Annotated in this window: 14 protein-coding genes; 7 read left to right on the plus strand and 7 right to left on the minus strand. The window is 71.6% G+C overall.

The window, feature by feature from the left end; genetic code table 11:
- On the minus strand, positions 1 to 545 hold a 545-nt coding region (locus DY245_RS20440), incomplete at its 3' end, for a phosphatase PAP2 family protein (protein ID WP_147318353.1).
- A gap of 136 nt (positions 546 to 681) precedes the next feature.
- On the opposite strand from DY245_RS20440, the gene DY245_RS20445 reads away from it, so the two are divergent.
- The 3 genes from DY245_RS20445 (at position 682) to DY245_RS20455 (ending at position 3,719) form a co-directional block, all read left to right on the plus strand.
- Positions 682 to 1,131, plus strand: a complete 450-nt coding sequence (locus DY245_RS20445; RefSeq protein ID WP_128508690.1) for a GNAT family N-acetyltransferase — start codon at positions 682 to 684, stop codon at positions 1,129 to 1,131.
- A 127-nt stretch (positions 1,132 to 1,258) separates the two neighbouring features.
- Positions 1,259 to 2,473 carry an aminotransferase class I/II-fold pyridoxal phosphate-dependent enzyme gene (locus DY245_RS20450; protein WP_128508691.1) on the plus strand — a complete coding sequence of 405 codons (1,215 nt, stop codon included), beginning with the start codon at positions 1,259 to 1,261 and terminating at the stop codon, positions 2,471 to 2,473.
- An 82-nt stretch (positions 2,474 to 2,555) separates the two neighbouring features.
- Positions 2,556 to 3,719 carry an MBL fold metallo-hydrolase gene (locus DY245_RS20455; protein ID WP_128508692.1) on the plus strand — a complete coding sequence of 388 codons (1,164 nt, stop codon included), beginning with the start codon at positions 2,556 to 2,558 and terminating at the stop codon, positions 3,717 to 3,719.
- 137 nt (positions 3,720 to 3,856) lie between these two features.
- On the opposite strand, the gene DY245_RS20460 is transcribed toward DY245_RS20455, so the two are convergent.
- Positions 3,857 to 4,684 (minus strand): hypothetical protein, encoded by an 828-nt coding sequence (locus tag DY245_RS20460; RefSeq protein ID WP_128508693.1) that lies wholly within the window; start codon positions 4,682 to 4,684, stop codon positions 3,857 to 3,859.
- A gap of 256 nt (positions 4,685 to 4,940) precedes the next feature.
- On the opposite strand from DY245_RS20460, the gene DY245_RS20465 reads away from it, so the two are divergent.
- Positions 4,941 to 5,138, plus strand: a complete 198-nt coding sequence (locus tag DY245_RS20465; RefSeq protein WP_147318354.1) for a hypothetical protein — start codon at positions 4,941 to 4,943, stop codon at positions 5,136 to 5,138.
- 195 nt (positions 5,139 to 5,333) lie between these two features.
- Entirely contained in the window at positions 5,334 to 6,794 is a 1,461-nt protein-coding gene (locus DY245_RS20470) for an amino acid permease (RefSeq protein ID WP_425329418.1), read from the plus strand.
- Here the strand turns inward: DY245_RS20470 and DY245_RS20475 are convergent.
- The 3 genes from DY245_RS20475 to DY245_RS20485 all read right to left on the minus strand — a co-directional run bounded on the left by DY245_RS20475 (position 6,721) and on the right by DY245_RS20485 (position 10,141).
- Entirely contained in the window at positions 6,721 to 7,773 is a 1,053-nt protein-coding gene (locus DY245_RS20475; protein WP_128508695.1) for a fatty acid desaturase family protein, read from the minus strand. The two genes, DY245_RS20470 and DY245_RS20475, sit on opposite strands and share 74 nt — an antisense overlap.
- A 255-nt stretch (positions 7,774 to 8,028) precedes the next feature.
- Complete coding sequence (locus DY245_RS20480) at positions 8,029 to 9,240, minus strand: hypothetical protein (protein WP_128508696.1); 1,212 nt, start codon at positions 9,238 to 9,240, stop codon at positions 8,029 to 8,031.
- A 127-nt stretch (positions 9,241 to 9,367) separates the two neighbouring features.
- Positions 9,368 to 10,141, minus strand: a complete 774-nt coding sequence (locus DY245_RS20485; protein ID WP_128508697.1) for a thioesterase II family protein — start codon at positions 10,139 to 10,141, stop codon at positions 9,368 to 9,370.
- A 205-nt stretch (positions 10,142 to 10,346) separates the two neighbouring features.
- On the opposite strand from DY245_RS20485, the gene DY245_RS48335 reads away from it, so the two are divergent.
- Complete coding sequence (locus tag DY245_RS48335) at positions 10,347 to 10,751, plus strand: dTDP-4-dehydrorhamnose 3,5-epimerase family protein (protein WP_128508698.1); 405 nt, start codon at positions 10,347 to 10,349, stop codon at positions 10,749 to 10,751.
- 10 nt (positions 10,752 to 10,761) lie between these two features.
- Positions 10,762 to 11,190 carry a nuclear transport factor 2 family protein gene (locus DY245_RS20495; RefSeq protein WP_128508699.1) on the plus strand — a complete coding sequence of 143 codons (429 nt, stop codon included), beginning with the start codon at positions 10,762 to 10,764 and terminating at the stop codon, positions 11,188 to 11,190.
- A gap of 57 nt (positions 11,191 to 11,247) precedes the next feature.
- Here DY245_RS20495 and DY245_RS20500 read toward each other — a convergent pair whose 3' ends face one another.
- A complete protein-coding gene (locus DY245_RS20500) occupies positions 11,248 to 12,063 on the minus strand; it encodes a helix-turn-helix domain-containing protein (protein ID WP_181923781.1) in 816 nt (271 codons plus the stop codon).
- Positions 12,064 to 12,166: 103 nt separating this feature from the next.
- A partial coding sequence (locus DY245_RS20505) for a hydroxysqualene dehydroxylase (protein WP_128508700.1) occupies positions 12,167 to 13,871 on the minus strand: 1,705 nt, incomplete at its 5' end.

Below are 13,871 nucleotides of genomic sequence, written 5' to 3' on the forward strand. Positions count from 1 at the left end.
GGCGGCGCCAGCTGGGCGCGGGTCGGCGCGAAGCCGCGGACCGCGAACGCCGCGCCGGCCCCCAGCGCGGCCCCCGCCAGCACATCACCCGGATAGTGCACCCCCGTATAGACGCGGGAGAACGCCACCGAAGCGGCGACCGGCGCCAGCGCCAGACCCCACCACTTGTTCTCGAAGGCGACACCGGTCGCGAACGCCACCGCCGAGGCCGCATGCCCGGACGGGAAGGAGGAGGTGTACGGCTGACGGTGCAGTCGCCGTATGGCCGGCACCGCATCCAGCAGCGGGCGGGTACGCCGTACGGAACGCTTGCCGAGCGTGTTCACCGTCGCCGACGCCACCGCCAGCGAGGCCATCCCGCGCAGCGCGGCCCGGCGCGCAGGCCGGCCGCCCAGTGCGGCCGCGCCGGCCGCGATGCCGCACCACAGCAGCCCGTGGTTGGCGCTGCGGGTCAGCCGGGGCAGCACCCGCTGGGCGCCCGGCCACTCGCGCGAGGCAATCAGGTCGAAGATCCGTCGGTCGAGGCTGGTCAGTCGCGATCGCATGGGCCACCTTGTACCCCGGACGGCCCGGAACAGGCCGGAACGGGCCGCCACGCCGGCGCGCGGTGTCGCGCGGGCGCACGTCCGCCGGGCGGTAAACCGGCTGCCGGATGCCCGCACCCTGTGCTTCCATGCCCCGATGATCAGAAGACGGCACGACACCGACCTCGACGCCTGCGTGGCTGCCCTGGCCGAGGTGCACACCCACAGTGGCTATCCGCACCACTGGCCGGACGACCCGGCCCGCTGGCTGACCCCCGACGGGCTGACCGCCGCCTGGGTCGCCGAGTCGTCCGGCGCGGTCGTCGGCCATGCGGCGCTGTGCGGCCGCGAGGTCAGCCGGCTGTATGTCGCACCCGCCGCCCGCGGCGCGGGCCTCGGCGGACGCCTGCTGCGCGCCGTCGAGAGCACCGCGACGGCCCGCGGCCTGCGGCCCGTACTGGAGGTGAAGACCACCGACACCGCGGCCATCGCCCTCTACGAGCGGCTGGGCTGGACCCGTAGCGCCACCGAGCGGCAGGAGTGGGGCGCGGGGGAGGTGGTGACGGTGCATCGCTACGAGGCGAAGGCGGCGCGCCCGGCGCATTGAGCGCCGCTCCCACCCTCCGCAGACGTGTCGCCCCCCGTCGCCACCCCCGCGATCTGTAAAGGTGGTCGGGGCCGCCCATCATGTGATGGGCCCACGATCGACCCGCCGTCGTGGAGTGGAGGTACGGATGCAGCGGACCGCCCCGGATCCGCAGCGGGAGCCGGCCCCGGATCCGCCGGTGGGCCTGCCGGTCCTGCCGGACCTCGCCGCGCACCTCTCCGCGGCCGCCGACCGCACCGAAGCCGAACCCCCGGGCGGCGCCGCGCCGCTGCGCACCGCCGCCTGCGGCTACTGGGAGCGCCGCGGCCTGGCCACCGCCCCCGACCGGGTCCTCGCCGCGCCCGGGGCGACCGCTCTGCTCCTCGCGCTGTACGCGGTGGCCGACGGCGCGGTGGTGCTGCCGCGGCCCTGCTCCGAGTCGTACATGTCACCCGCCCGGCTGCTCGGCCGGCCGGTGCACCTCGCGCCCGTACCGGCGGAATCGGGCGGGATGCCCGACCCGTTCGCACTGCTGGAGACCGTCCGGCGGGCCAGGATGCACGGCGACACACCGCGCATCCTGGTGCTGTCCGTCGCCGACGATCCCACCGGCACCTGCCCTGCGCCCGAACAGCTGCACGAGGTCTGTGAGGCGGCGGCCGGAGAAGGACTCTGGATCATCAGCGACGAGACACGCCGCGATCTGCTGCACGACCCGCACGACACCGTGCTGCTCAGCCCCGCCGAGATGCTGCCCGACGAGGTCGTGGTGCTGACCGACCTGCGGGCCACGCTCGTGCCCGCCGCCTGGCCCGCCGCGCTGGCCCGCTTCCCGGACACCGAACGGGGCGCCGTCCTACAGGCCGCGGTGCTGGACGCCCTCACCGCGCTGCGTACGCCGCTCGCCGGGCCGATCGGCTGCGCCGTCACCCATGCGCTCGGCGAACCCGACGCGGTACGCGCCAGGACGGCCACCCTCGCCCGGGTGTACGGCACGCTCACCGCGGCGCTGCACCACACCGTCACCGAGGCCGGCGCGGTCTGCCGTCCGCCGCACTCCGGCAGCCACCTCTACGCCGACCTCGAACCGCTGCGCCGGCCCCTCGTGGCCCGCGGCATCGTGGAATCCACCGTGCTGGAACGGAAGTTGGCGCCCTGGGCGGCGCGCGGCGGACACCGCTTCGGCGATGACCCGGCCGCCTTGCGGGTACGGCTGGGTGCCGAGGCGCTGCTCGGCGCCGACCGGGAGCTGCGGCAGCGCGTCCTGGACGCGCCGGATCCGTTGGAACTCCCGCACATCATCGAGGCGTTGACCGCCCTGTCGCGCGCACTGGCCGCACTGACGACAGCCACGGGCGGCTGATCCGCCGCCCCTTCCCCCTCCCGAACCCGCCCCTTTCCCCCTCCGAACCCGCCCTGTTCTGTCCACCGAATGGAGCCCCTCGATGACCGAACAGACCGAGCGCTCCCTCGCCGAGCAGCCCGCCGACGCCGAGCGACTCCCGTACGACCGGCCCGGTGGCGGCGCCGGACCGGGCGGGGGAGCGGGCCGGAGCCCGGGCCCGCCCCCCGAGAGCAGCACCGCCACCGCCGCCACGCCGGTCCTGCCCCACGCCACCCCGCCCCCGTTGGCCGAACCGCGCCCCCTGGGCGAACCCCGCAGCTGGCCACGGGACTTCACCCACCGGCTGACCGCCCCCCTGCCCGGAGTCCGCGCGCTGGCCCGGATCGCGCGGGAGGGCAAACTGCGCCCGGCGCCCGAGACCCTCCTGGAGATCCAGCAACTTCCCTTCGAGCCCGGCCCGATGCCGGCCGCCGGCGCCACCACCGTCGCCCTCACCTGGGCCGGGCACGCCAGTTGGATCATCCGGATCGGCGGGCTGACCGTACTGACCGACCCCGTCTGGTCCCGCAAGATCCTCGGCACACCCGCGCGGGTCACCCCCGTAGGCGTCCGCTGGGAGGACCTGCCGCCCGTCGACGCCGTCCTGATCAGCCACAACCACTACGACCACCTCGACGCCCCGACCCTGAAGCGGCTGCCGCGCCACACCCCGCTGCTGCTCCCCGCCGGACTGGCGCGCTGGGCCCGTCGGCGCGGCTTCACCCACGTCACCGACCTGGACTGGTGGGAGGCGGTCGAACTGCCCGCCCCCGGCGGCCCCGTACGCTTCGACTTCGTCCCCGCCCACCACTGGAGCAAGCGGACCCTGACCGACACCTGCCGCTCCCTGTGGGGCGGTTGGGTGCTCACCGGACCCGACGGACGGCGGATCCACTTCGCGGGGGACACCGGCTACGGCCACTGGTTCGAGGAGATCGGCCGCCGCTACCCCGGCATCGACCTGGCGCTGCTGCCCATCGGCGCATACGACCCGCGCTGGATGCTGCGGCCGGTGCACACCGACCCGGAGGAGGCGGTACGGGCCTGCCAGGACCTGGGCGCCCGGTCCTTGGTCCCGATGCACTGGTCGACCTTTCTGCTCTCCGGCGAGCCGCCCCTGGAGCCGCTGCACCGGGTCCGTGCCGCCTGGGCCGCCACCGGCCGGCCCCGCGAGGACCTCTGGGATCTGCCCGTCGGGGCGTCACGGGTGCTGGCCGAGCGCTGACGACCGGCGCGGGGCACGTACGGCCGGCCCGGGCCCTCGCGGCAGCCGCTACGACTCGCCCCCGGCCGGGGACACATCGTCGGCACCGACCCGCTCGCGGCCTTCGGCGCCGGCGCGGCCACGGGTGCCGGCGAAGACTACGCCGGCGAGGATGCCGGCGACGCCGTCACCACCACCGGCGCCAACCGCCCCACCCCACGCAAACCATCGGCGACCATCTCCAGCAGCCACACCGCAAGATCCGGCGACCACTCCCGCGTACGGCAGCCGAACCGCATCACCTCATGCATCCCCTCGGCATGCACCACACGGCCGAGATCGAGCTCCAATCCCGGCAGACCGCGCTCCGCCACGGACGTGGAGACCTCCACCGCCCCCTGCGCCATCTCCCGCACCGCCTCGCACACGGCCACCGCATCGTCCTCGCCCACCCCGGCCTCCCCAGAACGGCAGGAGACGGTCACCACCACCTCGTGCCGGACATCCGGATCGGCCAGGCCGAACCACGGCGCCAACTCGATCTGGTGAAAAGCCGTGTTGCGCTCGGCCGCCTGCAACGGCAGCAAGGCATGCAGGCCGGTGAACGTCACCGCACCCACGCGGGCCAAGGTCTCGGACAGCACCAGGACGATCGGCCGGACGGGAAGACCAAGGCGCGGCGGGTCGGTAAGCACGCCGGCCTGCAGCCAGGCCAGCTGGTGGACCCGGCCATCCTGTGTCCAGTCACCGCCGACCTCTTCATGAGCCCACGAGGTGGGCTCATGGTGTGCCGTGACTTTTCCGCCCTCGCTCAGCCGGCTGCTCAGCGTTTGCCAGCCGTAGGAACCGGCCCGATCGATCGCAAGACCGAGCAGATCTTCCTCAACAGTGCCCTCGGGATCCTGCTCCACAACCCGGTCGAACCACGGATTCCGCTTGAGGATCCCGTGCAAGCCAATGATCACGGTGGGGGGAAACACAGGCACTCCGCACTCCTGGAGGAACAGGCGGCGCTGGAAGGGTACCTTCCAGCGCCGCAATCAGCTCTCGATCACCTGCCGCAGTACAGCGTCTGCGTCGCGGTGATCTTCTTGTGATCGTCTGCCAACCCTCCGCCGTCCACGCCGCGTTGGCCGCGTCAACGCCACCACCCACGAGGCGTTCGACCTCGCGCAGGCGACGCTGTAGGTACGGGTACTCATGCGCGGGCCGTGGGTGCCGCCTACCTTTCTCCGAGTGTCCATGAACTCGACGCCGGAGCCTGCCACTCAGGGCAGGGGTGGCTTGTGCTGCTGTCTGCTGTTCACCGCCCTGCCCGTCGTCTGGCTCCTCACCGCCCAGTTCCTGCCGGAGCGGGTGGCCTGGTTCCCGTTCTGGTTGGCAGCCGCGGTCTGGAACGGCACGGACGGCCAGGGCGGCATCAGCCACTTGCTCGGCTAGGGCCTGTCCGCACAGTTCCGTCGTTCGCCCGGAGGGCGGGGCTTACTGCTCTGTGCCTGTCGGGCCGGAGATCCTTCGCCCTGAGGTGCCTTTGGCCGGAGTATTCCCGGCGATTTTGAAGCGTGCCCTCCAGGCGGTGACCATGTGCCTGCCCGGCGACCTCGGGCACCCGGCAAGACGAGAGACGCACAATCCATGCACCGCAGCCCTGCCGCTCAGCATCCCGAGACCGGCTCTGACCTGCACACTCAAGGCAAGCCGCCGTTCCGGATGAATTTGCTGACCGCCACCTGCCTGGTCATGGGCAACATCATCGGCGGCGGAATTTTTCTGCTGCCGGCTTCGGTGGCCCCCTTCGGCACCGTCAGCCTGGTCGCCTTCGGCGTACTGACCATCGGCGCCATCGCCCTCGCCCTGGTCTTCGGACGGCTCGCCGAGCGCCACCCGGACACCGGCGGCCCCTATGTCTACGCCCGCGAGGCGTTCGGCGACTTCGCCGGATTCCTCTCCGCATGGTCGTACTGGACCATGACCTGGGTCAGCAACGCGGCGCTCGCGGTCGCCGCCGTCGGCTATGTCCATGTCCTTCTCCCCGGCCATGTCTCCGCCGGTACCGATCTTGCGGTGGCGCTGGGCGCGCTGTGGCTGCCGGCCCTCGCGAACTTCGCCGGCACCCGCTACATCGGCGCCGTCCAGCTCGTCTCCACCGTCCTCAAGTTCATCCCGCTGCTCTTCATCGCGGTCGTCGGACTGTTCTTCTTCGACCCGGACAACCTCGGCTCGTTCAACGCCGGCAGCGGCAGTGCGCTCGGCGGGATGTCCTCCGCGGCCGCGATCCTCCTCTACAGCTACGTCGGCGTGGAGTCCGCGGCGATGAGCGCGGGCGAGGTCCGCGACCCGGAGCGGAACGTCGGCCGGGCCACCGTCCTCGGCACCGTCGGCGCCGCCGTGGTCTACCTCCTGGGCACCCTCGCCGTCTTCGGCACCGTGGCACACGACAAGCTGGTGAGCTCCAAGGCGCCGTTCTCGGACGCGGTGAACGCGATGTTCGGCGGGCAGTGGGGCGGCACCGTCGTCGCCGGCGCGGCCGTCGTCTCGATCATCGGCGCACTCAACGGCTGGACCCTGATGAGCGCCCAGTCCCCGTACGCCGCCGCCAAGGACGGGCTGTTCCCGGCGCCGTTCCTGACCAAGCGGCGGGGCGTGCCGACCTTCGGTGTGCTGGCCGCCGGCGTACTGGCCAGCGCCCTGACCGTGATCAACTACCTGACCGGAGCGGGTGGCGTCTTCGAGATCCTGGTGCTGATCACCACCTTCTCGGCGACCGTGCCCTACCTCCTCGCCGCCGGCGCCCAGGTCTACTTCCTGCTCACCGGCCGCCGCGACAAGGTCCGCCCGGCCCGCTTCGTCCGCGATCTGACCCTCGCCCTGCTCGCCTTCGGCTTCACCTTCTGGCTCGTCGCCGGCGCCGGCTACGCCGCGATCTACCAGGGCGTGCTGTTCCTGTTCGCCGGCATCCTCGTCTACGCCTGGATGGCGGCCCGCCGCGCGGGACGTCAGGAGGAGACCCCGGCGGCCGCGCCTACGACGCCCCCGCAGCGCGAAGCGGTTCGCCGACCCGACGAAGATGGCGCAGCGCTTCCGCGTACGACCTGACCAGCCCGGTCTCGTGGTACGGAACCCCGAGCTCGGCACAGTAGGCGCGCACGATCACCTGGGCACGGCGCAGATGCGGCGTCGGCATGCCGGGGAAGAGGTGGTGCTCGATCTGGTAGTTGAGCCCGCCGAGCAGGAAGTCGGTCAGCAGCCCGCCCCGGACATTGCGTGAGGTCAGCACCTGCCGGCGCAGAAAGTCCGGCCGGGCGTCGCCCGTCAGCGTCGGCATGCCCTTGTGGTTGGGCGCGAAGGTGCAGCCCAGGTAGACGCCGAAGGCGGCCTGGTGGAGGAGCAGGAACGCCAGCGCCTTGCCGGGCGACAGCACCAGGAACAGTGCACCGAGATAGAGGACGAGGTGCGCCAGCAGCAGCGCCGCCTCGGCCCCCCAGTGCTTCATCGTGGGCGACCGCAGTGCCCGGATGCTCGACACCCGGAGGTTGAACCCCTCCAGCGTGAGCAGCGGGAAGAACAGCTGCGCCTGATAGCGGCCGATGAACCGGGGCAGCCCGGTGGCGGCCCGCGCCTGGTCCGTCGACCACACCAGGATGTCGGGCGAGACGTCCGGGTCCAGCTCCTCATGGTTGGGGTTGGCGTGGTGCCGGGTGTGCTTGTTCATCCACCAGCCGTACGACATCCCGACGCCGAGATTGCCGAACAGCAGGCCGCCGATCTCACTCGGGCGGCGCCCGCGGAACACCTGCATATGCGCCACATCATGGGTGACCAGCGCGATCTGCCCGGAGACGAAGGCCAGGAAGGCGGCCACCGCCAGCTGCCACCAGCTGTCGCCGAGCACGAAGAAGGCCGCCCAGCCCCCGGCGAACGCCGCGGTCACCAGCGAGAGCCGCACGGCGTAGTAGCCGGGCCGGCGCTTCAGCAGCCCGGCCGCCACGATGCGCCGCAACAGCCGCGCGAAATCACTGCCGGAGCCCGCTGCCGGAACCCCGGACGGAGAAGGAAATTCAAGGCTCACCGTCATACGACCGAGTCTTGTGATCCGCCCCGGCCCCCGACAGCCGGTCCGCCCCCGAACCGGCCGGGGGGTTACCTGGGGGTGGTGGGGGTGCTGGCCACACCACCCAGGGTGTGGGTGACGGTGACGGCCTGCGGCGTGGCGACACGATCGCGCGGAGGTACCGACACCGGCTCACCGCCGGGAGCCCTACACCGAAGCCCTACGCCGGGAGCCCTACCCCGAAGGCCGACACCAGGAGCCCTACGCCGGGGGCGACCGTCACCCGCTCCCGCGGTCCTCCCGGCGGCGACCCCGGGTGATCAGCCATGTTCCGCCGACCACCAGCAGCGCGAAGAACGCCAGGCCCGCGCCCTGTGCGGCCAGGAGCCAGAGGCGGTCGGTCAGGGGAAGCGTGCCGGTCAGGGTCACTTGGAGGGAGCCGACAGCGAAGGCGATGGCTGCGGTGAAGACGGCGACGACCTCGACGACACGCACGGACGAGGTGTGCAGGGAGCGCTCCAACTGGGCGTTGGCGGCGGCCTGTTGATCCCAGCGGCGCTGCTGCTCCGCGTCCCGCAGGGCCCGTAGCCGCCCCTCCTGGATCGCGTCCCGCCTGGTCAGATACTGGTCCTGAAGGACACCGAGACTGGCGGTGGCGCTCGCCGCCAGCAGCGTGAGGGCCGTGTCGATGCTCTCCAGCGCGGCATCGTGCCGTCCGCACATATGCAGCCCGGTGGCGAGCCGGGCGTGGAACATATGGTCGCGCGGATAGGCCCGCACCGCCTCCTCCGCGTGGATGCGCAGCAGCTCACCCTGGCCCTCGAAGGGAGCGGCGAACGCCAGCCCGTTGAGGCAGATGTCCACGGTGTGCCGGCTACGCCCCGGCGCCGACCAGGCCCGCTCCAGCAGGTCGGTGGCGTACCCGACGGTCAGCGCCCGGCTGCCGAACGCGGCGAAGGCCTGGAGCGCCACGAAGACGGGCTCCTGGCGGAGGGATCCGGCAGCCAGGGCCAGGGGCGCGGACGCCAGGACCGTGTGCAGCTCGTCGAAGCAGAAGTTCGCCCGCAGCTTGCCCACGTGGAAGAGGGTGAGGAAGAACGCGATGCGCTCGCCCGCGGCACCGGTGGCCGCCTCGCCCACCGCCGCGAGCTCGGCCGCCGACTCCACACTCCCGCGGTTGAGGAACCCGTTGCCGAGCCCCCACTGTTCGGCGACCGCGCCCCAACTCCCGTCCGTCGCATGGTCGGTCATCCAATGGGCGCACTCCAGGGCCGTACGGACCGTCGGCCGGTCCTGGAAGCGACGGCGCCAGTAACGGTCGGCGCATATGAAGTACGGGTCCGAGTCGAGGTCGGCCGAGCGCACCTCGAAGGCGGGCGGGGAGCCTGCTGCCAGCAACTCGGCGGCCACCTCGTCGCAGAGGCGGTCGCGCTCGCGCGCGTCGGCGGTGCGGGCCTGATCCAGCCGTGCCGTGACGGCAGCCGTGTCCATGCGTCCCCTCGTCCTCCGCGATCCCGCCCCCGCGACGATGATCACTTTGAACATACAGGCAGGGAGGGGCGGTCGAGCCGGTGGCGCCGGCCGCCCCGAAGCGCCCCGGGGCGGGTGTCAGCGTGCCCTAGGCGTCCCGGACGATCCGGGACGGTGCCCGGCTGTCGATGAACGCCATGATGGCCCGGTGCACCGCCTCCAGGTGGTCGTTGACGTAGAAGTGGCCGCCGGTGAAGGTCTTGAGGGTGAACGTTCCGGACGTGTGCGCCGACCAGGCCCGTACGTCTTCGGTGGGCGCCTGGGGATCGTGGTCGCCCGTCATGGCGAGCACGGGGCAGCGCAGGGCGGTGTCGGGCCGCCAGCGGTAGGTCTCCGCGGCGCGGAAGTCGCTTCTGAGGGACGGCAGGACCAGCCGGAGGATGTCCGGGTCGTTGAGCAGACGGGTGTCCATGCCGCCCAACTGCTCGGTGGCTGAGATCAGTTCGCTGTCATCCAGTGTGTGGATCTGTCCCGGGCGGTGGCGGGACGGGGCGCGCCGGCCGGAGACGATCAGACCCAGTGGTGCGATGCCGGCGCGCTCCAGCCGCAGGGCCACCTCGAAGGCCAGGGTGGCCCCGAGGCTGTGCCCGAACAGCATGACCGGGCGGTCGCACCCTGCGTGGAGCTCCTCCGTGATGCGATCCGCCAGGGCGTGGGCGTCCCCGATGGGAGCCTCACCGAGCCGGTCCTGCCGGCCGGGGTACTGGACGGCCAGTACGTCCACGGCGGGGGCCAGCGCCCGGGCGGTTGACAGATACCACCCGGCCGATCCGCCCGCGTGCGGAAAGCAGACCAGATGTGAGGGAGCGTCCGGCGCCGGCCGGAATCGCCTCGTCCAGGTGCTGTTGCGCTCTGCTGCCATCGTTACCCGTCATCCCTTTCGCGTCTGGTGACGCCTGCCCCTCGACGGCCGCGGGACACCCCGCGACCCCCCTGAATCGGTCCGTTGCCCCCCCCGTAGGGGTACCCCTACGGTGCTGACAGGGGTACTGGCGGGAGCGTCCGGTGCCGTACGTTGCCAAGGCCCCCGTCCACCACCGCCCGGCTGCGAACCGAGGACGACATCCATGGAACCTCTGGACATCGACGGTGCCTATCTCTACACCCCGCTGATCTTCCCCGATCATCGCGGTACGTTCCACGAGTCCTACCGAAGCGCCGAGTTGACAGCGTTCACCGGACAGCCGATGCCGGTCGCGCAGGTGAACTGCGTGGTCTCCGGCAGGGGCGCCCTGTGTGGTGTGCACTTCTGCGATGCGCCGCCTCGTCGACCCGGGCCGCGGCAGCCCTGGTTCGGCACTGGACCTCGCCACCGAGTGAACCGCGGGGGAACCGGTTCGGATGGTTGGGGCATTACCTCAGGCGTAATCGACCGCTGGTTCACCGCGCGGCAGAGTGAGGGTGTCGGTGCACGGGCCGGCGCACTCCGGCCCGTGGACCGGCTTTCAGGGAGTGACGTTCGGACCTTATGAGGAGTACGTGATGACGCAGCATCAGCAGCAGAATGCTCAGGAGCAGGCCGTTCAGCAGGGCGCGCCGGTTGATGACCGGTATGCGGTGGCCGTTGCGCGGTACTTCGAGGCGTGGAATGCCACCGAGGAGGGGGCGCTCGGCAAGGCCGTTGCCGCGGCGTTCGCTGAGGAGGCCATCTATACGGACCCGTTGGCGGATGTCGCGGGGCACGAGGGGCTGAGGGCCGCGATCGCCGGGGCGCATGCGCAGTTCCCCGGGTTTGTGTTCCGGCCGTTGCCGGGTGTGGACGGGCACCATGACATCGCGCGGTTCGGGTGGGAGCTGGTCAGTGTGGCGGACGGTTCGGCGCCGGTGGCCGGCTTTGATGTGGTGCGGCTGGGTGAGGACGGCCGGATCCGGTCTGTGTTCGGGTTTTTGGATCGGGTGCCCGGTGTGTGAGCCGGCGATGTGGGTCGGTGATGTGGGTCGGTGGCGTGAGCCGGCCCGGTGCGTTTGCTACGGGGCCAGGTTCCGTAGGTAGGTGGCTGTTTCCGGGGTGGCGGGGAGGAAGGTTTCCACTGCCAGCTCGGAGACGGTGACGTCCATGGGGGTGTTGAAGGTGGCGATGGTGGAGATGAAGGACAGCACCGTGCCGTGGTGCTCGATCATCATGGGGAGCGCGAACGGTGCGTGTTCGCCGAAGGCCGCCACCTCGTCGCCGCCCGGGGGCAGGGGGTAGCCGCTCACCTCGTCGTAGAGGGCACGCAGCGGTGAGGACCGCAGCAGGGCCAACTGCCGCTCCATCTGGGAGAGGAGGTGGGCGCGCCACTCCAGGTAGTTGCGGATGCGGGGAGCCAGGCCCTCCGGGTGCATGGTGATCCGCATGGCGTTCAGCGGCGGCTGGAGGAGGGACGGGGCGACACCCTCCAGGAGCATGGTGATGCCGCGGTTGGCCGCTTGCACGTTGTACATGCCGTCCACCACCAGGGCGGGGAACGGTTCGTAGCCGGTCAGGAGCCGTTCCATGGCGGAGCGGAGGGCGTCCATGGACGGGTCGTCCAGCGGTGTCTCCGGGAAGGTGGGGGCGTAGCCCGCGGCGATCAGCAGGGCGTTGCGTTCCCGTACGGGGATGTCGAGGTGCTCGGCGAGCCGTAGCACCATCTCCTGGCTGGGGCGGGAGCGGCCGGTCTCGATGAAGCTGATGTGCCGGGCGGAGGAGTCGGCGCGCAGCGCCAGTTCCAGCTGGCTGATCCGGCGCCGGTCGCGCCATTCGCGCAACAGCGTGCCCACACTCGTTGTTGTTGCCGGCGAGGGCGCCGCAGCAGTTGTCATGGGAGGGACGGTAGTCGATGGGGGGTCGGCTTCCCGTACGGGAGGGGGGACCGTGCCCCGGCCCGTACGGGCGGCGAGCCGACGACGTGCCCAGCCAGGCGCTTCAGCCGAAGTCGAAGACGTTGCGCAGGCCGAGCCGGTGGCGGGTGGCGTCGGCGGTTTTGAAGGGCTCGAACTCCGGGGCGCGGTAGAGGCGGTGGAGGGTGCAGGGGGCGGCGGGCGAACCGTCCGCTTCCAGGAGTGCGTTGACCGCCTGGCGGGCGGAGGCGTTGGCGCCCTCCATGGTCGCCAGGTCGATGTCCACGGCCACGTAGTCGCCGGCGAGGAAGAGGTTGCGGATCGCCGTACGGGAGGAGGGGCGGTGGAACCAGGTGCCGGTCGGGTGGATCAGCAGCTGTTCGTCGTTGGTGGGGTGCGGTGTGCCGAGGCCGTCCACGGCCGGGTCGAGGAACCATGAGTGGAGGGTGGCATCGCGCAGTACGGCGGCGCCGGTGTCGTTGAGGCCGGCCTTCATCTGGGCCCAGACCTCACGGGCCACCTCCTCTCTGGTGCACTCTTTGGCGGTTTTGCCGTAGAGGATGCCGGGGTTGTTCCATTCGGAGATGTCCACGGAAAGGCAGTCGGCGACCGATCCGTCGCCGTAGTCGGCGGGGACGTCCCGGTTCTTCCAGTACTGGGCCTGGCCGACCGCGGTCAGCGCCCAGGGTGTGTCGATGTGGTTGATGTGCCCGTGGAGGATGGGTGTCGGCTCGGTCAGGTAGAACTGGATGCCCGTCATCCAGTCCGTCTGCAGGGCGTCGCAGCGGGCCAGTTGGGGGTCGGCGGCCCGTACGGAGGCGTTCCAGGTCGCGCGGGCGTGCTCGACCGGCATCGCCTGGACGAAGTGGTCGGCGGTGATGGATTTCCGGGCACCGTTCGGGTCCGTCGCCACGGCTTCGGTGATCCTGCCGTCGGCGAGGGTCAGATCGCGTACGGACCAGCCGAGCCGGAACTGCACGCCCAGGGAGCGCAGATGGGCCACCCAGGGGTCGATCCACGCCTCGTTGGTGGGCAGGTTCAGTACCCGGTCGGGCGCGCCGTCCGCGCCCCGGCCGAGCAGATTGAAGAGGAACGCCTCGCCACAGGTGGCGACCGTCTTGGTGGAGGCGATCTCGGCCTTGGTCGCGACGATGTTGCGGGTCATGCCGATGGCCAGCAGCCGCTGGTAGTCGGCGGACATCTCGTCGGCCCGCAGATAGCGCCACCACGGTGTGTGCTCCCAGACATCGAGGCGGCGCTGCTCGCAGCTGGTGAAGAAGACCAGCAGCCGGTTGGCGAAGTAGGCGATCTCGTGGGCGGGGAGGTGGGTGACGGTTTCCAGCAGGCCGGTCAGCGTCCGCAGGAGGGCGTCCGGGGTCAGCACGGGCGGGGGAGTGCCGAGCGAGGAGAACGGGAAGCGGATGTTCTCCCGGCCGCCGGTGCGGGCCAGCATCACCTCGGTCGAAGCGACCAGGTTGTCGTGGCAGCCGTGCGCATTGCCGGGGAAGGGGATACGGCGCAGGGTGTCGGGGAGGTTGTGGTAGATGCCGGGGATGAAGCGGAAGCCGTGTTCGCCGGGCAGCGGTTTCCGGCCGCCGCGGGCGCTGCCGGGGACGTCCATGCTGCGGGCCTTGCCGCCGAGGCCCTTGGGCTTTCGCTCGTAGACGGTGACCTGATAGCCGCGTTCGGCCAGTTCGTGGGCGGCGGTGAGGCCGGCGACCCCGCCGCCGAGGACGGCGACGGTGCGGGCGGCCCGGCCCGCCCGTGCGGCCGTGGGGCGGGGTGCCGCG

Source organism: Streptomyces inhibens, assembly GCF_003389455.1.
In the GTDB taxonomy this organism is placed as follows: Bacteria; Actinomycetota; Actinomycetes; order Streptomycetales; family Streptomycetaceae; genus Streptomyces; species Streptomyces inhibens.